This window comes from Motiliproteus sp. MSK22-1 (genome assembly GCF_001968815.1).
In the GTDB taxonomy this organism is placed as follows: domain Bacteria; phylum Pseudomonadota; class Gammaproteobacteria; order Pseudomonadales; family Balneatricaceae; genus Motiliproteus.
The window spans coordinates 158,896-183,177 of sequence record NZ_MIEQ01000078.1; the positions used below are offsets into that span (position 1 = coordinate 158,896).

The 24,282-nt window shown below is 46.8% G+C and carries 21 protein-coding genes; 13 read left to right on the forward strand and 8 right to left on the reverse strand.

Going from position 1 to position 24,282, the window contains the following annotated elements:
• Positions 1-42 precede the first annotated feature (42 nt).
• From hisF to hisB, 3 genes are all read right to left on the reverse strand, one after another.
• On the reverse strand, positions 43-816 hold the full coding sequence (gene hisF, locus BGP75_RS22260) for an imidazole glycerol phosphate synthase subunit HisF (protein WP_076721121.1): 774 nt from the start codon (positions 814-816) through the stop codon (positions 43-45).
• A gap of 76 nt (positions 817-892) precedes the next feature.
• Positions 893-1,540 carry an imidazole glycerol phosphate synthase subunit HisH gene (gene hisH, locus BGP75_RS22265; protein ID WP_076721122.1) on the reverse strand — a complete coding sequence of 216 codons (648 nt, stop codon included), beginning with the start codon at positions 1,538-1,540 and terminating at the stop codon, positions 893-895.
• A gap of 63 nt (positions 1,541-1,603) precedes the next feature.
• Complete coding sequence (hisB, locus tag BGP75_RS22270) at positions 1,604-2,215, reverse strand: imidazoleglycerol-phosphate dehydratase HisB (protein WP_076721123.1); 612 nt, start codon at positions 2,213-2,215, stop codon at positions 1,604-1,606.
• Between the two features lie 354 nt (positions 2,216-2,569).
• Between hisB and BGP75_RS22275 the strand changes: the two genes are divergently transcribed.
• The 3 genes from BGP75_RS22275 (at position 2,570) to BGP75_RS22285 (ending at position 6,510) form a co-directional block, all read left to right on the forward strand.
• On the forward strand, positions 2,570-4,663 hold the full coding sequence (locus tag BGP75_RS22275; RefSeq protein WP_076721124.1) for an AsmA family protein: 2,094 nt from the start codon (positions 2,570-2,572) through the stop codon (positions 4,661-4,663).
• A 191-nt stretch (positions 4,664-4,854) separates the two neighbouring features.
• Positions 4,855-5,964 (forward strand): A/G-specific adenine glycosylase, encoded by a 1,110-nt coding sequence (gene mutY, locus BGP75_RS22280; RefSeq protein WP_076721125.1) that lies wholly within the window; start codon positions 4,855-4,857, stop codon positions 5,962-5,964.
• A 270-nt stretch (positions 5,965-6,234) separates the two neighbouring features.
• Positions 6,235-6,510, forward strand: a complete 276-nt coding sequence (locus BGP75_RS22285; RefSeq protein ID WP_076721126.1) for an oxidative damage protection protein — start codon at positions 6,235-6,237, stop codon at positions 6,508-6,510.
• A 124-nt stretch (positions 6,511-6,634) separates the two neighbouring features.
• On the opposite strand, the gene BGP75_RS22290 is transcribed toward BGP75_RS22285, so the two are convergent.
• Positions 6,635-8,986: a Tex family protein gene (locus BGP75_RS22290; RefSeq protein WP_076721127.1), complete on the reverse strand. Its 2,352-nt coding sequence runs from the start codon at positions 8,984-8,986 to the stop codon at positions 6,635-6,637.
• A gap of 439 nt (positions 8,987-9,425) precedes the next feature.
• Between BGP75_RS22290 and BGP75_RS22295 the strand changes: the two genes are divergently transcribed.
• The 9 genes from BGP75_RS22295 to BGP75_RS22340 all read left to right on the forward strand — a co-directional run bounded on the left by BGP75_RS22295 (position 9,426) and on the right by BGP75_RS22340 (position 20,810).
• The gene (locus BGP75_RS22295) at positions 9,426-11,684 is read left to right on the forward strand and encodes an ATP-binding protein (protein WP_076721128.1); all 2,259 of its coding nucleotides are present in this window, start codon (positions 9,426-9,428) and stop codon (positions 11,682-11,684) included.
• Between the two features lie 297 nt (positions 11,685-11,981).
• Positions 11,982-12,962, forward strand: a complete 981-nt coding sequence (locus BGP75_RS22300) for an HD-GYP domain-containing protein (protein WP_076721129.1) — start codon at positions 11,982-11,984, stop codon at positions 12,960-12,962.
• Positions 12,963-13,048: 86 nt separating this feature from the next.
• The gene (locus BGP75_RS22305) at positions 13,049-13,459 is read left to right on the forward strand and encodes a hemerythrin family protein (RefSeq protein WP_076721130.1); all 411 of its coding nucleotides are present in this window, start codon (positions 13,049-13,051) and stop codon (positions 13,457-13,459) included.
• A 144-nt stretch (positions 13,460-13,603) separates the two neighbouring features.
• The gene (locus BGP75_RS22310) at positions 13,604-14,968 is read left to right on the forward strand and encodes a sigma-54-dependent transcriptional regulator (RefSeq protein ID WP_369832152.1); all 1,365 of its coding nucleotides are present in this window, start codon (positions 13,604-13,606) and stop codon (positions 14,966-14,968) included.
• Between the two features lie 260 nt (positions 14,969-15,228).
• Positions 15,229-16,485 carry a murein L,D-transpeptidase gene (locus BGP75_RS22315; RefSeq protein ID WP_076721131.1) on the forward strand — a complete coding sequence of 419 codons (1,257 nt, stop codon included), beginning with the start codon at positions 15,229-15,231 and terminating at the stop codon, positions 16,483-16,485.
• A gap of 140 nt (positions 16,486-16,625) precedes the next feature.
• On the forward strand, positions 16,626-17,168 hold the full coding sequence (locus BGP75_RS22320) for a YcbK family protein (protein ID WP_233153003.1): 543 nt from the start codon (positions 16,626-16,628) through the stop codon (positions 17,166-17,168).
• Between the two features lie 507 nt (positions 17,169-17,675).
• Positions 17,676-18,659: a TRAP transporter substrate-binding protein gene (locus BGP75_RS22325; protein ID WP_076721132.1), complete on the forward strand. Its 984-nt coding sequence runs from the start codon at positions 17,676-17,678 to the stop codon at positions 18,657-18,659.
• Between the two features lie 166 nt (positions 18,660-18,825).
• On the forward strand, positions 18,826-19,410 hold the full coding sequence (locus BGP75_RS22335) for a TRAP transporter small permease (RefSeq protein ID WP_233153004.1): 585 nt from the start codon (positions 18,826-18,828) through the stop codon (positions 19,408-19,410).
• Positions 19,410-20,810: a TRAP transporter large permease gene (locus BGP75_RS22340; RefSeq protein ID WP_076721135.1), complete on the forward strand. Its 1,401-nt coding sequence runs from the start codon at positions 19,410-19,412 to the stop codon at positions 20,808-20,810. Before BGP75_RS22335 ends, BGP75_RS22340 begins: the two co-directional genes overlap by 1 nt.
• Positions 20,811-21,083: 273 nt before the next feature.
• Here the strand turns inward: BGP75_RS22340 and BGP75_RS27825 are convergent, their stop codons facing one another.
• From BGP75_RS27825 to BGP75_RS22350, 3 genes are all read right to left on the reverse strand, one after another.
• Positions 21,084-21,284, reverse strand: coding sequence for a hypothetical protein (locus tag BGP75_RS27825; protein ID WP_369832153.1), 201 nt, complete (start codon positions 21,282-21,284; stop codon positions 21,084-21,086).
• A gap of 308 nt (positions 21,285-21,592) precedes the next feature.
• Entirely contained in the window at positions 21,593-22,396 is an 804-nt protein-coding gene (locus BGP75_RS22345) for a hypothetical protein (RefSeq protein ID WP_076721136.1), read from the reverse strand.
• Positions 22,397-22,520: 124 nt separating this feature from the next.
• A complete protein-coding gene (locus BGP75_RS22350; protein ID WP_076721137.1) occupies positions 22,521-22,958 on the reverse strand; it encodes an Lrp/AsnC family transcriptional regulator in 438 nt (145 codons plus the stop codon).
• A gap of 184 nt (positions 22,959-23,142) precedes the next feature.
• On the opposite strand from BGP75_RS22350, the gene BGP75_RS22355 reads away from it, so the two are divergent.
• Positions 23,143-23,757 (forward strand): LysE family translocator, encoded by a 615-nt coding sequence (locus BGP75_RS22355; RefSeq protein ID WP_076721138.1) that lies wholly within the window; start codon positions 23,143-23,145, stop codon positions 23,755-23,757.
• A gap of 15 nt (positions 23,758-23,772) precedes the next feature.
• Here the strand turns inward: BGP75_RS22355 and BGP75_RS22360 are convergent, their stop codons facing one another.
• Positions 23,773-24,282, reverse strand: coding sequence for a methylated-DNA--[protein]-cysteine S-methyltransferase (locus tag BGP75_RS22360; protein WP_076721139.1), 510 nt, complete (start codon positions 24,280-24,282; stop codon positions 23,773-23,775).

A 24,282-nucleotide genomic window follows, 5' to 3' on the forward strand; every position in this document is an offset into this window, starting at 1 on the left:
AGCTCCAGGGGGTTCCAGATTGACCCCCTAGGATGACATTGATCAGAGTCTGACTTCAATACCATTTTCGCGCATATATTGCTTGGCTTCAGGGATGCTGTATTCGCCAAAATGAAAGATGCTGGCTGCCAGCACAGCATCGGCTTTCCCTTCTATGCAGCCTGCAACCAAGTGATCCAGGTTACCAACCCCTCCCGAGGCGATTACCGGTACACTTACGGCTTCGGAAATTGCGCGAGTTACTCCCAGGTCATAACCATTTTTGACACCGTCCTGATCCATGCTGGTGAGTAGAATTTCGCCGGCCCCTAATTCAACCATTTTCTGTGCCCATTCAATGGCATCCAGACCGGTTGGTTTGCGACCACCGTGGGTAAATATTTCCCACTTGTCGGTTTCACCCGGTTGAGAGACTTTCTTTGCATCAATGGCAACCACAATACACTGAGAGCCAAATCGTTCAGCGGCTTCCCTGACAAACTCTGGATTAAATACCGCAGCAGTATTGATGCTGACTTTATCTGCCCCGGCATTGAGCATACGACGAATATCATCACAGGTCCGAATACCACCTCCTACCGTTAAGGGGATAAATACCTGGCTGGCCATCTCCTCGACTGTATGGACCATCGTGTCACGGTCTTCATGGCTTGCGGTAATGTCGAGAAAAGTGATTTCGTCGGCACCCTGTTCATCGTAGCGTTTGGCTACTTCAACGGGATCGCCGGCATCACGGATATCTACAAACTGAACTCCTTTTACTACCCGACCGTTTTCAACGTCCAGACATGGAATAATACGTTTTGCTAATGCCATGGTTGTAACCCATTTGTTTCGTAGTGGCTATGTTGGCCGATAGAATACTGGTCTATCAATTATCCGTCCTGCAGATCTAGACTTTCCCATCCCAGTTAAGGAAGTTCTTTAACAGTTGTAAGCCAGGCTTCTGACTTTTTTCCGGATGAAACTGAACGGCAAAGACGTTGTTCTCACTCAATGCCACATCGAATTCAACGCTGTACTCGCAAGTAGCAGAGACTTGCCTGGGCTGCTCTGACTTTACGTAATAGCTATGAACGAAATAGAAACGACTTCCGTCGTCAATATTTTGCCATAGTGGATGAGCCGTACGCTGGTACACCTGATTCCAGCCCATATGGGGCACTTTAAGTTTTTCACCGTTGGAATCTTTTAGGTCGGTGCCAAAAAACAGTGTATTACCCGCGAAAAAGTTGAGGCAATCAACCCCATTATTTTCTTCACTATGGCGCATCAGTGCCTGGATACCGACACAAATAGCCAAAAAAGGCTTTCCAGAGTCAATGACTTGTTGCACGACCTTATCAATCTCTAATCGGCGAATCTCACCCATGCAATCACGGATTGCGCCAACTCCTGGCAGCAATACGCGATCAGCGCTGAATATTAGTGTCGGATCGGCGGTTACCCGGACTTCGACACCTGGTTGCACATGTTCCAGGGCTTTTGCGACCGAGTGAAGGTTGCCCATGCCGTAATCAATAACTGCTACGCTGCTCATTGGTCATTCCAGTTGTAATAAGTAAGGCTTTCGATATCTACAGCTGCTATCAAATATAGAGTTTTAAAGCGTACCTTTGGTGGAAGGCATAATACCGGCCATTCGTGGATCAGGAGTCAAAGCCATCCGCAGTGCTCGTCCAAAGGCTTTGAAAACAGTTTCCGCCTGATGATGGGCGTTTTTACCTTTGAGATTGTCTATATGTAGAGTAACCCCGGCGTGGTTGACAAAACCGTGGAAAAACTCGCTGAACAGCTCGACATCCAGACGACCAATGTTTCCTCGGGTGAATGGAATATCCATCTGCAGGCCTGGCCGACCGGAAAAGTCGATCACGACACGTGATAGAGCTTCGTCAAGGGGCACATAAGCATGGCCGTAGCGCGTGATGCCCTTTTTATCCCCAACTGCCTGTGCAAAAGCCTGGCCCAGAGTGATACCGATATCTTCAACGGTATGGTGGTCGTCAATATGAAGATCACCTTTGGCATCAACCTCCAAATCAATCATCCCATGTCGGGCAATCTGATCCATCATATGCTCAAGAAAGGGAACGCCTGTATCAGCCCTGAAGCTACCCGTTCCATCAAGGTTAATCTTGACGGTGATTTGAGTTTCCAGGGTGTTACGAGTAACGCTGGCCTGGCGCTCAGACCCAGCTTGACGTTCTGTCATGATGTCCTCCCGTTGAGGGTGCTGCATTGTTATGGGCGATGCCATGTTGAGTGGCGTTAAAAACTGCGGTGCTAAAAATAGTTGCAGGCGGGCCATTATACAGCTTTGTTGGAGATCAATGAATGCTTTGTGTGAGTTCGACATTAAGGTGTGAAGTCATTGTTTTTCAGTCGTTTTGTCTACCCTGATTGGATAATTCAGTCTAAGATGAATGCCGGTATTGATGGATTGTTTATTGTGTGGACGAATTGTAAGACGGTACAACGCTGATCCAGAGCGTACTTAGGTTTAATCAGGTACAGACCAGTGGTTTTGTGAATTTAGATAGTTAGTGACAAGTTTAAGGAGTGTGGCATGAAGGGGTTGTTAAAAGTCATTGGTGGGTTAGTTGTCATTTTGGTAGTCACTATCGTGGCAGCTGGTCTGTTATTGGATCCAAATGATTACAAAGAAGAAATTGAAACCCTCGCGCGTGAAAAGGCCTCCGTTGAACTCACGATTGGCGGGGATATTGGCTGGTCATTGTTTCCCACTCTTGGATTGGAGTTGGCTCAGGTCGATGCCAAAAGCCTGGATGGTAAGCCGCTGGCGTCCCTGAATAAAGCCCAGGTCTCTGTCAAGCTCTCTGCGCTGCTGCAGGGTCAAGTGCTGATGGACGGTGTGCTGATTGACGGTCTGCAATTAGCTATTGTTGCTTCAGAGGAAAGTGCTGAAGCATCGGGGCAAAATAATGATGCTGGAGGTGAGAGCACTCAGGCGCTGCACATTGATATTGGTAAGGTTGATATTCGCAACGCCAATATCAGTTATGAAGATCCGAAGACAGGACAGAAGTTTGTATTAACAGATTTCAATTTCAGCGGTGAAAATGTCGTGACACAACAGGATTTTCCCGCAGCCATGGAGTTTAATTTGGCTGTCTACAAGGGCTCAGATGTGCCGTCAATGAGTATTGATGCTGAGCTAAGAACCCAAATATTCGTTGATACAGTTAACAACCTGTTTAAAGCAACCGAGTTAGATCTTGCTGTTGACTTGAAGGGGGATGCTTTCGGAGATAAAACGGTCCCAATCTCCCTGCAGGCAGACCTTCTGGCGGATATTGCTGCGGATCGGACTGAAGTGAAGGGGCTGTCTTTGAATTTGGCCGATCTGGCCTTGACGGCAGATATTGATATTCAACAAATGAGTGCCAAGCCGAAGCTGACCGGCAAGTTGCAGGTTGCTGCTTTTGACCTGAAGCAATTGCTGGCTGCCCTGGGTCAGGAAGTGATCAACACCTCAGATTCAGATGCACTAAAGAAGCTGGCTCTTTCTACTCAGCTGTCAGGTCCGGCTAACAGCTTGGGGTTGAAGGAACTGGACCTTCAGCTCGATGACACTCGCTTTAAAGGTGAGATTTCATATGATCTGGCGACAGGTGCTCAACAGCTGATATTGCAAGGTGATCAGATTAATCTTGATCGCTATTTACCGCCTGCCGATCAGCAAGTGGAGCCTGAGGTCCAATCTGAGACCTCAGCGGAACGTTACCCCAAGACTCCTTTATTGCCGCTGGACACTCTTAAAGCGTTTAATCTTGATGTCGACTTCGGTTTATCACAGCTGCAGGTGTCAGGTCTCAAGCTGTCTGATTTGAAGCTACAGGTTAACGCTAAGAATGGCCTGGTTAAAGTCAGCAAGGTGGCAGGGAAGTTGTACGAAGGTTCTTTTGACAACAGTGCGGTTATTGATGCACGAAAACAGCCATTAAAGCTATCCGTTCATAAGCAGATCAGCCAGGTGCAGCTAGGAGGCATTATGAAGGACCTGGCGGAGAAGGATACCTTCTCCGGCGTCTTTAATATGAAGGGAGATTATCAATCCAGTGGTAACTCTATCTACGATATTGTTCATAGTCTGGACGGGAAGTTGGACTTCAGTGTCAAGGATGGACGACTCAATGGCGTTAATCTTATCGATAAGCTTTGCAGTGGTATTCTGCAATTGCAGGGCAAGACCCCTGATACTCAGGCAGCAGACAGCTATACGGAGTTCAGCAACCTCAGTGGTACTGTTAACATGGATAAAGGGGTGCTGGTTAATCCTGACCTTAAAGCGGCGCTGATTGGAGTTAACCTCGGTGGTAATGGTCAGGTTGATCTACCTGAAGAGGCGTTGGACTACGGTCTCTCGTTGACTGTTTTACAGGAGTTGAAAGGGCCTAATTGTCAGATAGACAATAAACTTCATAACCTGTCACTCCCGTTGCGTTGTACGGGTGGGTTTGATGATCAGCCAGCAGATATGTGTGGCCTGGACAAGGAGGGTATGAAGCAGGTTCTGGCTGATTTAGGTGCTGAAGAAATTAAAGCGAAAGCTAAAGAGAAAGTCGAAGCTAAAAAGGAAGCCATTAAAGAGAAGGTCGACGCCAAGGTAAAAGATAAACTGAAAAATTTATTTGATTGATCCACTGATTAATATTGTTAATGGACAATCGTAAAGTTCTCAGAGCTGATAGAATGTCTGACTCTGAGAGTGCTGCTAATTTGTTCCTTGGTTAGTGACAGGCTCTTTGCATTTAACCTGACCAAGCATTTTTAAAGAACTTGCTTCTACGCGCTGCTTGTTTTTACAGAGACCTAGTTAAAGTCATTATCATGCAACCTAATTTGTTTCAGCAGGCAGTGCTCGACTGGTTTGATGAGCACGGCCGTAAAGACCTGCCCTGGCAACAGCAATTGAGCCCGTATCGTGTATGGGTGTCGGAAATCATGCTGCAACAGACTCAGGTGGCAACGGTCATTCCCTATTATCAGCGGTTTATGGAGCGTTTTCCGGACGTATATGCGCTTGCTGAGGCTGATCTGGATCAGGTGTTGCACTTATGGACTGGGCTGGGCTATTACGCCAGAGCCCGTAATCTTCATAAAACTGCGAACAAAGTAGTAGCGGATTATGAAGGCGAATTTCCCTGCTCTCTGGAGGAGATGGAGGCATTACCCGGTATCGGGCGTTCTACCGCAGGGGCTATTTTATCTATTGCCAGTGGGATCAGGGCTCCGATACTTGATGGCAACGTCAAACGGGTGCTGGCGCGTTTTGAAACCATTCCCGGTTGGTATGGTAAGTCAGAAGTCATGAAGAAACTGTGGGCGTATGCGGACCGATATACGCCCGAAGCGAGGGTTGGCCACTACACTCAGGCGATGATGGATCTTGGGGCTACCATCTGTACCCGCAGCCGCCCCTTATGTTTGCTTTGCCCTTTGGTTTCTACCTGCAAAGCTCATCAGCAGGGTTGCGTTGATCAGTATCCTGAGCCTCGTCCGAAAAAGGTTGTGCCACAAAAAACAACCTGGATGCTACTGCTGAAAAATAGCAATCAACATGTGTTGTTGCAGCAACGGCCACCAGCCGGTATATGGGGCGGGCTTTGGTGTTTTCCAGAATATTCGTCTGAGACAGAGCTTCGTACAGCTGCCAGGGTGTTAGGGGCCGGGGGTGAAACAGATGATTCGTTCAAACCTTTTATCCATACCTTCAGTCATTACCAGCTAAAGGTTTATCCTTTGGTCATGACCGTAAATGGTGAGGACAGGACTATTCAACAGAGAGTGGTCGAAAATGGAACAGTACAAAAAGATAGTGTTCAAGCCGGGGAGGTTCAGGAGCAGGCTGCCTCTTTATGGTGTGATCCATCTGATCCTGCTGAAGTGGGTTTAGCAGCACCGGTAAAGCGTCTAATCACCCGATTAGCAAATCAGTGATTCCAGGTTAATGATCTGCTAACTGTGCACGGGCGCTAATCACCCGAGAAGCTTTGGGTATTTAGACTCAGCGTTCTGGAGTATCCTGGCAGCTGACTTTACCGTTGATCATCGGTGTTGAACATTGCTTGTGGTTATATCCGGTTCTACTCAGGTTACAGTCAGTGAGTTAGAATGTTCGGCATTGGATTTTTGGCCCTTAGGGTCTTTGTTGCCCAGGGCGTTAGCTTATTGCCCTTAATATTTTTTTGATAGGAGCTAGGTTCTGTTATGACTCGAATGGTTATGTGTAAGAAGTACAAGAAAGAGATGGAGGGCCTGAGTCGCCCACCTTATCCGGGAGCCAAAGGGCAGGAAGTCTTTGAGTCTGTTTCAAAACAAGCCTGGCAGGAGTGGCTGGAACATCAGACTCGTCTGATCAACGAAAAGCATATGAACATGATGGATCCGAGTTCCCGCACTTATTTATTGGAACAGATGGATAAGTTCTTTGCTGGCGAAGAGTTTGACCAGGCAGAAGGCTTTGTTCCTACCGATAAAAAGTGATTGGTTTTCGAGGTATTACTGTCTCTGAACAGGGCTGAGTGCGTTAACCGCTGCACTCGGTCTTTTTGTTACTAATCGCTTTTGGTTGTTGGCCATTGCCTTACTGGCAGTGGCCAAGTCTAGGTTATAGTCGTTTTCCTTTCTTTGCCTGAGAGAATAGTTCAGCCATCGTTCCTTTAGTTGAATCTTTTCTGGCTGAGCCTGCTTGAGAGTGTGAGGGTGATTTGGGTCTTTGATTTGGCTGCGATAATTGCTTAGATCTGGAGTCACGATGTGTTGCGGGTGATTTTGGACTATCGGTTCGGTGGTTCGTCTCGCTGTTATCACTTTTCATACTCAAAGCAATACGTCGGCGCGGAATATCGATATCAAGCACCCGAACCTGCACAATGTCTCCTGCTTTAACGACGTCATAAGGGTCTTTGACAAAACGGTCGGCTAACGCTGAAATATGCACCAGTCCATCCTGATGGACACCAATATCTACGAACGCACCGAAATTGGTCACATTCGTAACAACCCCTTCCAGTTTCATACCGGCTTTCAGGTCTTTCAGCTCTTCGACACCCTCTTCAAATCGTGCTGCTTTGAAGCTCGGTCTAGGGTCCCTTCCCGGTTTCTCCAGTTCTTTGAGGATATCTTTGACGGTATATTCACCAAACTGCTGATTGACATAGTTAGAGGGATTGAGGTTTCGTAAAAAGCTCTCATCACCGATTAATGATTCGAGAGATCGTTGATTTTGACCAGCAATCTGCTGCACTAGGCTATAGGCTTCAGGGTGTACGCTGGAACCATCCAGAGGCTGCTTTCCTTGAGTAATACGGAGGAAGCCAGCAGCCTGCTCGAATGCTTTAGGCCCCAAACGGGGGACTTTTTTCAAGGCTGTACGACTAGCGAAAACACCATGCTGATCACGGTAATCAACAATATTACGCGCCAGGGTCGTGTTTAATCCGGATATATGACCTAGCAGTGCTTCTGATGCGGTGTTGAGATCAACACCCACATTATTCACACAGTCTTCCACAACGCTGTCCAGGCTGTGTGCCAGTTGGCTTTGGTTGACGTCATGCTGGTACTGGCCGACGCCAATGGCTTTTGGCTCAATTTTGACCAACTCAGCCAAAGGGTCCTGAAGCCTTCGGGCAATTGAGACCGCTCCACGGATGCTGACATCCAAATCCGGAAATTCTTTAGCGGCCAACTCTGAAGCGGAATATACCGAAGCACCTGCTTCACTGACAACCAGCTTTTGAGCCTTGATTTCCGGATGTTTCTTGAGTAACTCAGAGGTGAGTTTGTCTGTTTCTCTGGAGCCGGTACCGTTTCCAATACTAATCAGTTCTACTTGATGTTTCTTACAAAGACTAGCCAGGTGACTGATGGATTCATCCCATTTATTGCGGGGAACATGCGGGTAAATCGTAGTGTGTTCCAATAATTTCCCTGTTCCGTCAACCACAGCCACTTTGACTCCAGTCCTAAGTCCTGGATCTAACCCGAGTGTTGCTTTGAAGCCGGCAGGGGCGGCCAGCAAAAGCTCCTTTAGATTGCGTGCAAAGACCAGTATTGCATCTTCTTCAGCTTGGGATTTCGACTGATTAATCAGCTCTTTCTCCAGCTGAGGCTGAAGTTTGCGCTTCCAGCATTGATTAACCGCATTTTGTAGCCACACACCGATTGGTCCCCGGTGATTCAGCTGCCAATACTGACTGATATGATTTTCCGGTTGAATCTGTTCTGGCAGGCGTATAGCCGTTTTTAAAATACTTTCTTTTTTACCACGAAGAATTGCTAACAAGCGGTGCGATGGGATTTTTCGAATACTCTCTGAATGTTCGAAGTAATCACGAAACTTAGCTCCTTCCTGCTCTTTTCCTTTTGTAACGCTGACTTCCAGGTGGCCTTCATTCCAGAGCATATTTCTTAGCTTTCCGACCAGCTCGGCAGCCTCGCTGAATTGTTCCACCAAGATGGCCTGTGCCCCTTCAAGTACAGCGTCCTGATCTGCAAAGCCTGCCTCGGAGTTTAAGTATTTCACAGCAAGCTGTTGAGGCTCCGGTTGTTGGGATTGCTGAGGTGCAGTCAGCAGCTGTTGACTTAAGGGCTCAAGTCCTGCTTCTCGCGCAATTTGTGCCTTAGTACGCCTTTTGCTTTTGAAAGGTTGATAAAGATCCTCAAGGCGCGTTTTGGTTTCGGCTTCCTGTAGCTGCTGTTTGAGTTCTCGGGTTAATTTCCCTTGTTCTTCGATTGCTGTGATGATGACCTGACGTCGGTCATTGAGATCTCGCAGGTAGACCAGCTGAGTTTGCAGTTGCCGTAGTTGGGTGTCATCTAATGCGCCGGTGACCTCTTTACGGTATCGGGCGATGAAGGGGACCGTTGCACCTTCGTCCAAAAGCGAGATGGCTGCGTCAACTTGTTGTGATTGAGCGTTGATAGACTCAGCGATCTGCTGGGAAATTGATTTCATAGAGTGGTTTCTTTTGGGCTAAACGGATCAAGTTCTCTGGCCTGATATGGATGCTTGCGGGTCCAGATAAGGCAGTATATCCCGTTGCTGCCTTTGTTTTAACTATGTTCAGGTTTAAGGGCCTAAAGATGTTGATGGTTTTTTGAAAGCAGTCTCCCCCGCTGCATTTTGTGGGCATTAATAATACACTTCGAACTATGTGGTTAAACGGAGTTACGCTGCTGATTTGACGCCGCTTGTGGGCTTATTATTTTGGAAACCTATTATTAGTAAAGCAGGGTGAGAGTCATGTTATTGAGTGAGGTTCTCCTGAGTCATGTTATAACCGTTTTGTTGTTATCCAGCAACGAGCCGGTGTTAGGGAACCTATGGGCAAGTCCACAGAGGAGCTTATTCACAGATTCCTTAGACTGCGAGATCATCGTTACAGGAAATGTTCATGCCGCAAATTATCGATAATAAAAGTCTGAGAATACCTGCGCTGATTATTATGCTGATCCTGTTTGCGATAACAATGTGGCAGGTTTCATCCTGGGTCCGGTCAAATGAGCTGAGTAAACTTCATCAGCTACTCGAGGCAGATCTGGGGCGTTATGCCGTCAATCTGAGAAATGAACTAGACAAGTTCCGTAGCTTACCTGAGCTGATGGCCAGCAATGGGAGTCTGGAACAGGTGCTCGGGGATCCGACGGATCGGGTAAAAGTACATTATCTCAATATGTATTTGGAAGAAGTGGCTCGGATTACCGGGGCTTCTGACATCTATTTGATGTCTCCTGAAGGGGATACTCTGGCCGCGAGTAACTGGAAACAAACCAACTCTTTTATTGGCCGCAATTTTCACTACCGTCCTTATTTTCAGCAGGCTTTGCAGGGGCGTTCCGGTCGCTATTTTGCTTTGGGAACAACATCTAAAAAGCGGGGTTATTATTTTTCCCACCCGGTGGGCATTGCTCAGGTGGATGGCGTGATTGTGGTAAAAATTGATCTGAATGATATTGAAGAGCAGTGGAGTGATCCTCTGGTGGACTTGATGGTGACCGATGATGACGGCGTGATTTTTATCAGTACCCGTAAGGAATGGAAATTTAAAACACTGGCCCCCCTGTCGGAGGAAGTGTTGAGGCGAATCATTAAAAGTCGTCGGTATGCTGAACAGCCACTGTCGTCGTTACCGGTGATTAATCAGATAAAATACAGTGACGATGGTGAGTTGATTACTGTTGTTGAAACGGATGAGTCAGACCCGAAAACCTTAAAGGGTCTGGCTGGTGTCGAGTATATGCGTATGGGCATTGACATGCCGGAGGCTGAACTCAATATTATTGCGATGGCCAAATTAACAACGGTTAACCGTCAGGTTTGGAATGCGGTGGTTTTAGCGGCCATTGGGTTTCTGATCATCGTGTTATTGGTTTCATTCCTTCTTCTGCGAAGGAAAATAGTGTTGGAGCGTCTGCGCTATAAACTGCATGCCACTGAAGCGCTGGAAGCCAGTGAGGCTCGGGTGCGGGCCATTATCGACAATACCCAGGCCGGTTTGATCACCCTGGATAACCAAGGACGAATAGAGTCTTTTAATCCGACAGCCGTGTCTTTGTTTGAATACAGTTTTGAACAGCTGCGGGGACATTATTTCAGTCAATTAATAGACACACCGGACCGGGCTATCTGTTGGAGAATGATCACCCATCCCGAATTGCCCATGCCGGGCCATCACGAGCCTGTCATAGAGGTTCAGGGAAAACGCCAGAATGGTTCACTCTTTCCCATAGAGTTAACTATCGGACAAATGGAAGATCAGGGGGAACGAAAATTTGTTGCCACTATCCATGACATTACAGAGCGGAAAGAATATGAAGAACATTTACGGCAGGCCCGCGATGAACTGGAAAGCCGGGTTGATAAGCGAACTAACGATCTGCAAACGGCAAATACCCGGTTGCGTAAAGAAATTCAAGAGCATGAGAACACACAGAATGAACTGATCCAGACCGCTAAGATGGCAGTTCTGGGGCAGTTGTCTGCCGGTATTAATCATGAACTGAATCAGCCTTTGACGGCTATTCGAGCTTATGCTGACAATGCCCGGTCCTTCTTGCAGATGCAGAAGCTGGAACCTGTTGAAGATAATCTCAAGGAAATTTCGGGCCTGACCGAACGGATGTCAAAAATTATCGCTCCGTTGAAAGTTTTTTCCCGGAAAACCTCTGGAATCGTAGAGCCTATTTCTCTGAAGTCAGTCCGAGAGGGTGCTATGTCCATTCTCTATGGTCGACTGGATAGCGAGTCGGTCAAAGTGCTCTGGCCAGAGGAACTGGATGATCTGTATGTGATGGGGGATATGGTAAGACTGGAGCAGGTTGCCGTTAATCTTCTGAGCAATGCCATGCAGGCGATGGAGTTGCAGGAGGATAAGCGGGTCGAGATATCCTGCCAAAGTGATGAAAGTAACGTGCAACTGAGGTTCCGAGATGCAGGACCGGGAATTAACCCCGGTGACCTTGATAAAGTATTCGAACCCTTTTATACAACCAAGGAAATGGGGCAGGGGCTTGGGCTGGGGCTCTCAATCTCCCATCGTATAGTGGATAGTCTGGGAGGGCGCTTAAGCGCTAATAATCATCCTGACGGAGGTGCTGTTTTTATATTGGAGCTGAAACGTGCAACCCATGCTGATACCGCTATGCTGGGCTAGTCAATGGGTGAGGGCTAGAGCGCGCTGTGGTGTTCCGGTAATCAACATAAGTCAGGCCTGCTTACTGGTGGTGTAGAGTCGATTCGATAGAACTATATGGCTTGCTATTAATCTAACTGCATTCAAGCGCTTACCTCAGATTATTCGGCTGTAAGTAATTGATTCGGTAGGATGTGGATAAAGCGGTATACTCATAGCAGTAGTAAATACATCTTTTGCTTACTTGATGGCTTTACAGAGATTGCTGGAGCCTTGCTTGGTAGGGTCCGGGTGAGGTTGTACTTCTAGGAGATCTGGATGGGTGGCGGCGGTTCTTCAAGAGAACTCGATGATGATCAGAAAATGCTGACGGTGTTCGAGTGGGTTGATGCTCAACATAGGTTCCTTAATGAAACCCACCAGAAAATAATAGAGGGGCCTTATTCCACTGTTGTTTCACGGTGCCTCTATCTGGCCCACATAATCCAAAAAGCTTGTGCTCAGAATTCGGTTGGTATTCTAGCGGCGCTGCAACTGAATCGAAGCACTGTGCATCAAAGAACCAAGGAGTTGTTTGTCGCAGTGCTCTGTGAGTTGCTGGCGAAAGAGCTGGGTATGGGGTCTGCTTCCCGCCTTTATCTGATTTGCGCGGCTTTCACCGAAGATATCGCTATGCTGGAGCTACAAGAACATGTTTTGGATCGCCAGCCTAATCCTCTCACTGATTCCCAGAAAAGACAGATAAAACGACACCCTCATGACGGAAAACTGTTAATAAAAAGGGCTAATATCAATACAGAACTCTGGTTGACGGCCATAGAGCAACATCACGAGCAACCTGATGGTAAAGGTTATCCACAGGGGTTGAGTGGTGAAGCGATTCATCAGTCTGCACGCATTCTGCGGGTAGCGGATAGTTATGTGGCTTTAGTCCGACCTCGGGGGGACCGACCTGCGTTGACACCTAAGGAGGCTTTGAAAGAGATATTTATTCATAGAGGGACTCGTTTTGATACGATTGTTGCTCGAGCTCTTGTAGCCATTCTGGGTATGTATCCACCCGGAAGTTGGGTTCTTCTTTACAATGGTGAAATAGGGGTGGTCTCCAGCATGGGGTCAGGACACCCGTTTCCGACAGTCTCTGCCATTCTTTCAGTGGATGGAGAACATTTACCAAAGGCACTGGAGCGAGATACTCGTCAGGAAAATTATACCGTTATTGACGTAGTACGAACTCCATTCCATTTTAATCTGACTTCCCTGCTGAATAAAATTTGGCCTAAAATGAATGCACATTAATAAAAAAAGCAGTCATGCGAGAACGCTCGATGTAGGTCATTGTGCTGAAAGCTTATCGCTAAACTGGACGGATAATGGAGTACCGCATGCATTCTCATAAGCTCAAACCTGCCTGGGAGCTTAGTTCTGATGAAATAGGTCCCGATGATATAAGAAATTTGCACCGGCAACTGGCTGAGCTGCTTGAGGGGATGCAGGGAGTGCTGGATGAAGGAGCTTCGCCCATAGGGCTGATTCCATTCCTGGATCGCTATATTGAGTTGACTCTTCAGCACTTTGCTACGGAAGAGGCACTGATGCTTGAGCTTGCTTTTCCCGAGTATGACAGCCATAAGCAGATGCATGATTGGTCGGTTGAGCAGGTCTATCAGGTGGATCGAATAGCGTTGATTGATAACCCGGACAAGGCTCAGGAACTGGTGGATCAATTGGATGACTGGTTGAGGGCTCATGTCTGTGCAGATCTTGATATGGCTGCGCGTGTTTTCAATACCTAGTGTCTTGCTGGGTGGGCCATATGTAAGCAGGTGTACTATTTTCGGTGGTTAACTTCGTCTACTATCCGGTAGCTTATTAGAGATAAGTCTTATCTACGACCCAACACATTTGTAGCCCAGTAACCTGATGGTGGTTCATCCAGTATGATGCCCGAACAAGCGCAACCCGTTATTTTGATTGACGACGAAAAACACATTCGAGCTGCCAGCAGCCAGACTTTGGAGTTAGCGGGCTACCAGGTTACGGCCTTTGATAATGCAGATAAGGCACTGGAACTTTTAAGCCCGGACTGGCCCGGTATTGTGGTCAGTGATATCAGTATGCCCGGTACCGATGGCCTTTCTTTTATGCAGCAGGCATTGGCACGGGTACCAGACCTTCCGGTTATTTTAATTACCGGTCATGGGGATATATCCATGGCTGTTCAGGCTATGCGTGATGGTGCCTATGACTTTATAGAAAAACCGTTTCCTGCTGATTTGCTCACTGATGTTGTCAGACGTGCTCAGGAAAAGCGTGCCCTGACGCTGGAAAATAGAAATCTGCGACAAGAATTAGAGGCACATAACTCTCCCGGACCGCGAATTATTGGTAAGGCAGAGCCCATGCAGCGAATGCGTCAGTTGCTGATGCAGGTTGCAGATACTCCTGCTGATATCCTTTTAATGGGTGAGACAGGAACCGGTAAAGACCTGGTCGCTCGCTATCTTCACGAAAACAGCCGTCGAGTGGCGAATAATTTTGTCGCCATCAACTGTGGTGGCATGCCGGAAAACCTGATTGAAAGTGAGCTGTTCGGCCATGAGAAAGGGGCCTTTACTGATGCTAAAAGCAAGCGCATTGGTAAACTGGAATACGCCGATGGCGGAACTCTGTTTCTTGATGAAATTGAAAGTATGCCCATGTCTTTGCAGATCAAGCTGCTACGGGTGCTGGAAGAGCGCAGTATTGAACGCCTGGGCGCCAACGAAGCGATTCCACTGGACTTGCGCATAATTGCTGCGTCCAAGGCAGACTTGAAAGAACTCAGTGCAGAAGGAAGTTTCAGGGAAGATCTTTACTATCGCTTGAATGTTGTCCGCGTAGATATCCCGCCACTGCGTGAGCGACCAGAGGATATTCCTCTTTTATTTCAGCATTTTGCATTGGTGGCATCGGCTCTCTATCAAAAAGAAATACTGGCTTTGAGTTCAGAGCGGATCCACAGTCTGGTGGCTTACAACTGGCCAGGGAATGTCCGGGAATTGCGGAATATTGCAGAACGTTATGTTCTTCTGGGTGAGGCTTGTACCTTTGAGTTTGATCGCTTGATACCTCAAGGAGAATCCTTATCCGGTATTACTTTGCCAGAGAAAGTTGAGCGGTTTGAGCGAATGCTGATAGAAGAAGATCTGGCTAAAAATGATGGCAGTATAAAGGGATGTATGGCCAGTCTTGGCTTACCCCGAAAGACACTGTACGACAAAATGCGTAAATACGGCCTGGACAAACGAGATTTTAAGAACTGATTCGGAATGCGTTGTCCTCGTTAACTACTTTCTCAGGGGCTTTATCAGAGGGGGTTCACGGATCGTTGTATTTTTTCATCTGAATTCAAAAGCGCTGAACAATACTGTGTTAGCCGGGTTTAATGGTTGAGCAGGATTCATATCGAGCCGCTTATCGATCTTTTCTTTCCCAAGGATTTCAGCGAGAGCCTGGAATAAACGCTAAAATAGTTACTTACGGTGAGTAATAGTTATTTGTATCTATTTGTCGGGAGGGCGCAATGGGACACCGCCTCGCCTTTACACTTTTATTGTTGAGCAGTACTCTGGCTTCGATGAATCTTCACGCCAGAGATATAGCTGGAGCCCGAATACATCAGGGCGCAGGGGGCGCGGAGCAAGCATTAGCTGTTAGCGATTTCGATGCCGGAGTGGCAGAAATTTCTGACAGGCAATACTTTGACAGCCTCAGTGATGCTGCTTTTTTCTATCTGGGATTGGCCCGGCAGCAGCAATGGCGACCTGTTCCCGATGGTCCACTGTTACGAGTGGGGGATCGGCATGTGCAGATTGCCCAATTAAGACAGCTCCTCACCATGTATGGCGATTTATCTTCAGATAGCGAAATTGCTTCTGGGTTCTATGATCCTCTGGTCTTTGATCCTAATTTGAAAGAAGCTTTAATTCGATTCCAGATTAGGCATGGCGCAAAGCCAGATGGTGTGTTGGGACCTAAAACCAGAGCGGTTCTTAATATTTCCCCTCAACAACGAGCTTATCAAATTGCTCTGAATATGGAGCGTCAAAGTACCTTTAATGGTCGCTTTCAATCACGTTATATTCACGTCAATATTCCAGAGTACCGGTTAAGGTATATTGAAGAAGGCGCGGAAGTACTGGCAATGAAGACCATTATTGGTCGCAGCACACGTCAGACTCCGGTCTTGGAAAGTCAAATACGTTCCTTGGTTATTAACCCGTCCTGGAATGTTCCAAAAGGGATTGCCTACAAGGATATTCTGCCTCGCTGGCAAGAGGATAGTGAGTATCTGGAGAAGAACAATCTGAAAGTGGTTTCGGGTTGGTCAAACCGTTGGCAGGAGTATCCGGCTGAACAAGTGGATCAGTCTCGAATGTATAGAGGTAAGGAGTATTTTCGATTTGTCCAGCCTCCAGGAAAAACTAATGCGTTAGGACGGGTTAAATTTCTCTTTCCAAATCAGCATGAGGTCTATCTGCATGATACTCCTCAACGCAGTCTGTTCAAGGAAGCCAACCGCGCCTTCAGTTCTGGCTGTATACGCCTGGAGAATCCCATGGCCCTAGCTAAAACTCTGATGAAAACCTCATCGATAATGCGCAGTTCCAGGTTGAAAAAACTGTTGGCCAGCAATACTACCAAACAGCTTCGGCTTCGTGAGCCTGTACCGCTGTATTTAACCTATTGGACAGCATGGTTGGATGATAATCAGATGCTTCATTTTGGCGAAGATGTTTATAGTCAGGATGAGCTGGAGGCCAGTGCTAAATTCCTTTGAGGTGTGGCTGCCTTTCTCGTTAAGCCCGTGTTTCTGACTACTTCACTAAATCATGACTCATGTCAGTACAAAAACTGTACAATTAAACAGTGCTTTGGCATACTCCCTGCGAAGTTAGCAGATTTGCAGGTTTATTTAGGGTGGATCGACGTAGTTTTCTTAAAATGACAAGTGGTATTGCAGCAGCAGCAGCGGTTTCTCCTGTTTGGGCAAGTCCGTCTCTGGCAAGCGAGTATGAACGGAGCCTGACTCTATATAATCTTCACACGGGTGAGCAAACCCGTTCGACCTACTGGGTTGAAGGTGAGTATATTGATGAGGAGCTGGATAGCCTTAGTCTGCTGCTCAGGGATCATCGCAGTGACACTGCCATCGATATGGACCCTTCTCTGTTGGATCTGCTTCATGATCTTAAATCAGTTGTTGGCTATCAGAAACCGTTGCATGTCATTTCCGGTTATCGTTCCCCTAAAACCAACGCTATGTTGCGGACCAACAGCAATGGGGTCGCTAAAAAAAGCCTCCACATGCAAGGTAAGGCGATTGATATCCGCCTTCCTGGTGTCAACTTGGACCAACTTCATTCAACGGCTTTGTCGCTGCAAGCTGGTGGAGTCGGGTACTACCGCCGCAGTAACTTCATTCATTTGGATGTAGGGCGTGTTCGCAACTGGCGCGGTTAAGTCTGGGCTGTAATCTGTTTCTTCTGCTAATAAGCTCTCTCTGTCGGATTAGCTTCTCCCCTTGCTGTTAATCCGTTCTCTCAGTAATTATTGACCTCTTTGAGTTGATTAAGCTGTCTCCCGCTTCAAAAGTGGTTGAGAGTTTTTAATTTCACTAGACTGTCGATTCTTCTGACTTTTTGAATTAGCCTGCATTGCTGATGTTTTCTGATATTTGCGTGCTTGCTCTCTCTTTGTTCATAGCCTCTGTAACAGAGGGGTGAACTTCCCCACCTGTTTTTTGTATTTTGGGTGGATTTCCACCCAAAAACTCTCTGAGACTTTATCCATTCTGTCAAAGTTAAAGTCAACTTATTGAAATTAAATAGTAATTACGCTTTTTTAATGAGTTGGCCTCGTACTTGCTAAGTGTTAACTGTTAAATGCATTTTGGCACTGTAGTCAGGTTGAACCTGTCTTCAGTCAAAAACCAGAAAGACACAACATAATAATGATGAGGAATTGGATATGCGTCTTTTAACAACAGCTGTTGCTGCACTTGCGTTGACTGTTGGTGCTCAGGTGGCTACGGCTGCACCGATTGAGCTAAAGTTTTCTCACGTCGTTGCGGAAAACACTCCTAAGGGACAAATGGCTAACAAATTCCGTGACTTGGTTGCCGAGCGCCTGGCCGGTAAAGTTGAAGTCAAGGTTTTCCCAAGCTCTCAGTTGTTCGGTGATGGTAAGGTATTGCAGGCGATGTTGCTGGGTGATGTACAAATGGCCGCTCCGTCTCTGTCCAAGTTCCAGAAATATACCAAGAAACTGCAAGTTTTCGATCTGCCATTCTTGTTTAAGGATATGGCGGCTGTTGAGCGCTTCCAGAATAGTAGCTCTGGTCAGAAATTGCTGAAGTCTTTGGAAAAGAAAGGTCTGGTCGGACTGGGTTACCTGCATAACGGTATGAAGCAGTTGTCTGCAAATGATCCTCTGCGTGTTCCTGCTGATGCCAAGAGCAAGAAGTTCCGTATCATGACTTCTGATGTACTACAGGCTCAATTTGAAGCCGTTGATGCTGTACCGTTGAAGAAGCCTTTCTCTGAAGTATTCACGTTGTTGCAAACGAAAGCTATCGATGGGCAGGAGAATACCTGGTCCAATATCTATTCCAAGAAGTTCTTCGAAGTTCAGCCTTACATTACCGAGTCTAACCACGGTGTTCTCGACTATCTGGTTGTGACTTCCGCAGAGTTCTGGTTAACACTTGATGACGATGTACGTACTGAGCTGAAGAAAGCGTTGGACGAAGCGATCGCTCACGGCAATAAGATTGCTGCAGAAAAAGCCGACAGTGATAAAGCTGCCATTGCAAATTCTGGCCGATCTGAAGTGTTGACGCTTTCTGATGCTGAGCGCCAGCAGTGGGTTGATGCAATGAAGCCTGTTTGGAAGCAGTTTGAAGATCAGGTTGGTGCTGATTTGATCAAAGCAGCTGAAGCTTCAAATAAATAAGCTAAGCTTTCGCCTTATCGGAACTTTTTCGGAGTTCCACGGGAACAGAGGGTTGAGCCTCTGTTCCCATTGACCTTTCTCGGTTTGTTTCACCGCTGACCCTTCTTTCAAGGCGCTTTTGCTGTGAAGCATATCTACTGATAATAAGTCGTCATCTGGAGTTACGGTGACGAAACTGTTCGGGGTACAAGTCATGTTATCAAAACTGGTAAGCCGACTGGAGGAGAGTATCTTATCGCTGCTTCTTGTCGCCATGACACTCTTGGTGTTTGCAGAAGTTGTGGCGAGATTCGGTTTTGGCGCTGGTATCCACTGGGCGCAGGAAGTGACACTGATCATTTCGGCCTGGTTCGTGCTCTTCGGAGCTTCTTATGGCGTAAAAGTGGGTTGCCATATCGGCGTAGACGTATTTGTTAAGATGTTACCTCGCGGTGTTCACCGTGGTGTTACTGTGATTGCCATTTTGCTTTGTTTGTTTTACTGCGGTCTGTTTTTGTACGGTTCCTGGATTTACCTGAGCAAACTGCACCTGATCGGAATTGAGTTGGAAGATTTACCAATTCCCGTATGGATGACCACCAGCATATTGTTTATCGGATTTATACTTTTGACCTATCGGTTTCTGCAATTGCTATGGAAAGTTGTAACCAATCAAGCGGAAGGTTTCCATTTGGCTGATGAAGCTAAAGAGAGCATGGAACTCGCAAAAGATTTGGAAAAAATGAAAATCCTGCCTGAGGAGAGCAAATAATGGCTACAGCAACATTATTTATCGTCCTGTTTGGCTGCATGTTTATGGGCATGCCTATTGCTATCGCTTTAGGTCTGTCCAGTGTCTCTACTATTTTGTTGTTTTCTAATGATTCTTTGGCTTCTATTTCGCTAAAGCTGTTTGAAGCAACCTCCGAGCACTACACGCTGCTGGCGATTCCATTTTTTATTCTGTCTTCTTCATTTCTATCCACCGGAGGGGTTGCAAAGCGGCTGATTGACTTTGCCATCGATAGTGTTGGCCATATCAAGGGCGGTCTGGCAATGGCTTCGGTCATGGCCTGTATGTTGTTTGCGGCGGTATCCGGATCTTCCCCGGCAACAGTTGCAGCCATTGGTACTATCTGTATCGCTGGAATGGTGCGTTCAGGGTATCCTCAGGCATTTGCTGCTGGTGTGATTACAACCTCCGGCACTCTTGGCATTCTAATCCCGCCATCGATTGTTATGCTGGTATATGCCGCTGCGACGGAAGTTTCCGCATCGCGTATGTTTATGGCCGGCTTTGTACCGGGACTGATGATGGGACTGCTGTTGATGGTGGCAATCTATATTGTTGCTCGCATCAAAAATCTACCCGCACAGAAGTTTCCCGGGATAGGAAAACTAATGCGCTCAGGCTTTATTGCCCTGGGTGGTCTGATGCTGATCATTATTGTCCTGGGTTCGATCTACGGTGGTATTGCGAGCCCGACAGAAGCGGCGGCGGTGGCAGCCGTTTATGGTTATCTGATTTCAGTCATGGGTTATCGCGATATTGGCCCAATTAAAGGCGCTCCCTGGCGCAAAGAGAATGAAACCCTGGGAGCAGCAGTTATCCGTAATGTCCTGTTAATTGCTTCTGCATTCCCTCGCAGTATCTATTGTAAGGATGTAAATAAAGTACTGGTGGATTCGGCTAAAGTCAGTTTGATGCTGATGTTTATAATTGCCAATGCAATGCTATTCGCACATGTATTGACTACCGAGCGGATTCCTCATGCGGTTGCTGAAGCGATTCTACAATGGGGCTTACCGGCCTGGGGATTCCTGATAGTGGTTAACATTTTGTTACTGATTGCCGGTAACTTTATGGAACCGACTGCCATTTTGCTGATCATGGCTCCTATCCTGTTCCCGATTGCGGTTCAGCTTGGAATCGATCCGATTCACCTGGGCATCATTATGGTGGTTAATATGGAAATCGGTATGCTGACACCGCCAGTGGGGCTCAACTTGTTTGTGACAGCGGGTATAACCGGCAGGAATATGATCTGGGTTATTAAGGCTTGCTTGCCTTGGTTGCTATTACTCTTGTGCTTCCTGGTAATGATTACCTATATCCCATCGATATCGTTGGCCTTACCTGAGTATATTGATTACTTAAAAGGTTATTCGTAAGCCAACTACAGTCTGCTATTAGCCATAATTAGTATGGATTAAAACCCAAAAGAGCCACCTGAAGGGTGGCTCTTTTTATTCGTTTTTTTTTCCATTTTCAGAATCTGCACTGGCAGAACCATAAGCCAGAAAATGCACGTCGCAAATATTGTCTGGTTTTACCGGGTGCCACACTCAGCAATACTTGCTAATCAACATGCTGACTTAACCGTTGTCGTGCAATCGTATTTGGTATGGGACTTTCGGCAGCATCTTCGGCTCTTTGCTGAAATATCAGTGCCTTCGTTTGGAAGCCAGATAAGCCTGATGTGATCCTGATATTTCTCTAATGCCAGTGTATCCCATTGGAATTACAGAAATTTTTCCACCATGCTGCAGGTAAAACTCAGTCTGCTTGCAAATTGACTCATGAGTCTCCCGCGCAGGTAAGGGTTTTGGCGCCGGGCGATGCCTTAATCTTGCCACCTCTATCACCTCCTATCAGTTTAAAATGTCAAAGACAGCAACTTTGATAGCTGCTCTATCCAGGTGAATGCTGTCGTTGTACTTGCCTCTTCGCACAGAAAAGAGGGTGTAAGTATAGGTACAAATAGTGCTGTATCCTGATGAAACTGAGCGAAGCTGAAAAAACTTCAGCTGATAATGCTAAGTTGAGGAAGTGCCATAGAAGAGAAGGCTTTAGGTTCAAATGATTAGCTAATAGCCAGAGACAAGAAAATATTCTGGTCTGTTACTTAGTACTTGGATCCTAATGAATTTACTGCATCATTGCCTGCAGTGAGTTATTGTACCAAGCGCAATGGAGGAGGGTTGTGGTCCCAGTTAGCGATGCCGCTGACGCGAATAATCTGATAGCTGTTGGCATTATCAAGATGTTCAGATACCCAGCTCTTTAATGCTTTTGAGGGAGTACTCTCCTGATCGCCCTGGCGGAAGCGTTTTGTTGTTTCCAGCCATGCTTGAAGTGCAACCCTGAGTTCTTCAGCTTGAAAATCGTGGGTGCCATTGAGAAGTGCCTGGATTTCAGCAAGGTCTTCAGATAATACTAATGTATCTGACGGGGTTTCATTGGCCGCTGGTTCATTGGGTTTTGGCACTGGCTCCGGTGTGACTTCTTCAGCAAAACCTTCTGCGGAAATAAAAGCCAGCTTTCCAGCGTCCCAGCTTTCGCCCCGGGAAATAGCCAACTCATAGTTATTCATCAAAAAAGAGTGCGCTTCCCGGGTGCTGGCAACCCAGTGACGCAGTTCCAGCTTACTGATTCGAGTCTGAACTGATAGCTGATACTCATCAGTCAGTTTATTTTGCTGGATCATTTCAGTTTTGTATTGACCATCAGTGGTGGGAATCTTGACCAGAACCTGCTCATTTACAGCACGAAGCTCACCTTGCCTGAGGCCACTTATAATTTTCTGGTAATAGCGATTTACTGCACTGCTTTCCCAAAAATCCTTGGAACTAAACATGTTGGCACAGTAGCGTTGGACCGGTTTTGATTTCGAACTCAGAGCCTGCAGTGAAATTTTGCCAGCCAGCAGTGCGACAGCTTGCTCGATGGTGTATTCAACTGTGTGGTCTAGCGCCATTGCCTGAGGTCCTCAGTGATGTTCCAGGAAAAGCGGTACATCTACGTGCTCATCATAAAATTGGTTATATTTTATACTTTAGTCTAGGTGGTTGCATTTGTCTTTGGTCAAGTGTGAAGGCTCCTTAAGGGGAGACTGTTGTCTTGAGTAATGGGGATGAAAGAACAATGGAGCTCTTGGTCTCGCCAAACTCACTTAAGACTTCGATAAGTGGCTCCAGTTCTTGTACGGAGCTGATTAAAGCACGAATGATAAAAGATCCCTCTCCTGCAATATGATGACATTCGCGAATGGCATCGAGCTGTTCTGCTTGACTAAGAAGATCCTTGTAACGACTTGCTGGAGTGCTCAAGTGAATAAATACCGTCAGGCCACGTCCCAGCTTGGATTCGTCGATTATCGCTCGATAGCCTTTAATAATTCCCTGCTCTTCCAGCCGTTTGATTCGTTCCGTGACTGCCGGTAGGGACATGCTGACGGATCGCGCTATTGAAGCATAGCTTGCCCGTCCATCTTGTTGTAGCTGTGCAAGAATTTTCCAGCTAATTGTATCGAGTTGCATAATACTAAAGCCTTTTGAAGATTTTTTTAGTTATTCACAAATAAACCTTGGGATATTCATAGTCATTATCTATTAATAATCTTTCCCCGTCCTAATAGCATATGCCTAGGTTTGAAGGGCATAGAGTCTCGTTAACTGATCTTTCAGATCTTAACAATAGGTAAATCAGTGATAGGAGATAGTGATGATGGTGGAGCTGGTGAGCAAAGGAGTGATTATCGGGTTTTCTGTAGCGGCTCCGGTCGGACCTATTGGAGTTCTGTGTTTTCAGCGGTCATTATCGAGAGGCTGGCTCCAGGGAGTGGTGGCAGGCTTGGGAGCAGCCTGTGCCGACGCCTTTTATGGCGGTATCGCTGCATTGGGGCTTGTCTCTGTCATTGAGTGGCTAACGCCGCTGGAGTCAGCGCTTAAATTATTTGGAGCAGTCTTTCTTTGTTATCTGGGAATAAAGACCTTGTGCCGCTCTACAGTTGAATCCTCATCAAGAGTGTCTGAATCTGCGTTGTCGAGGTCAGGTTCTGTGGGAGGTTTTTTTATGACCTTTGGTTTGACACTAACCAATCCAATGACGATTTTGGCATTTTTAGCGATATTTGCCAGTCTGGGAATGAAAGGGCAAGCATCGACACAGCCTTGGTGGTTAGTTGCGGGTGTCTTTTTGGGATCTGCCGCCTGGTGGTTAGTGCTTAGTACTTTAGCGATGGGAGTTAAGTATCATCTAAGCAGTCAGTACCTTACACATATTAACCGTTTGTCAGGAATAATACTGATTGGTTTTGCCTTATGGGTATTGTTTTAACCCATGGTCTCTTCATTACATCTGATGATCTATCCTGAGTTCTAACGTTTTTGGAGCCTCCAGAGCCAGCAATTTGGCTTTAGTGTGCAGACCTGCAGCGAACCCCGTTAACTTTCCGTTGGCTCCAACCACCCGATGGCAGGGTATCAGGATCATAAGGGGATTCCGGCCGATGGCGGCAGCAACGGCTCGAGTAGCAGAAGGTTTTCCAATAGCGCTTGCCAGTTGACCGTATTGTGCGATCTCACCGTAGGTTATTTGTTGGAGGGCATGCCATACACGTTGTTGAAAAGCCGTACCCTGTGGTGCCAGAGGCAAGTCAAAATCAGTACGGGAACCTTGACAATAGTCTTCCAGCTGCTGTTTGAGTTTTGTGAACAGCGGCAAGTTTGGAGCTTCCTGCCAATTGTCAGCTATTTCTGCCTGGTGTTTTTGCCCTTCCAAATAAAGACCACTCAGATATCCGTCCGTAGCTACCGCAATCAGGGTACCCAGTTCGCACTGCCATTGAGTCCATTGAGTCAT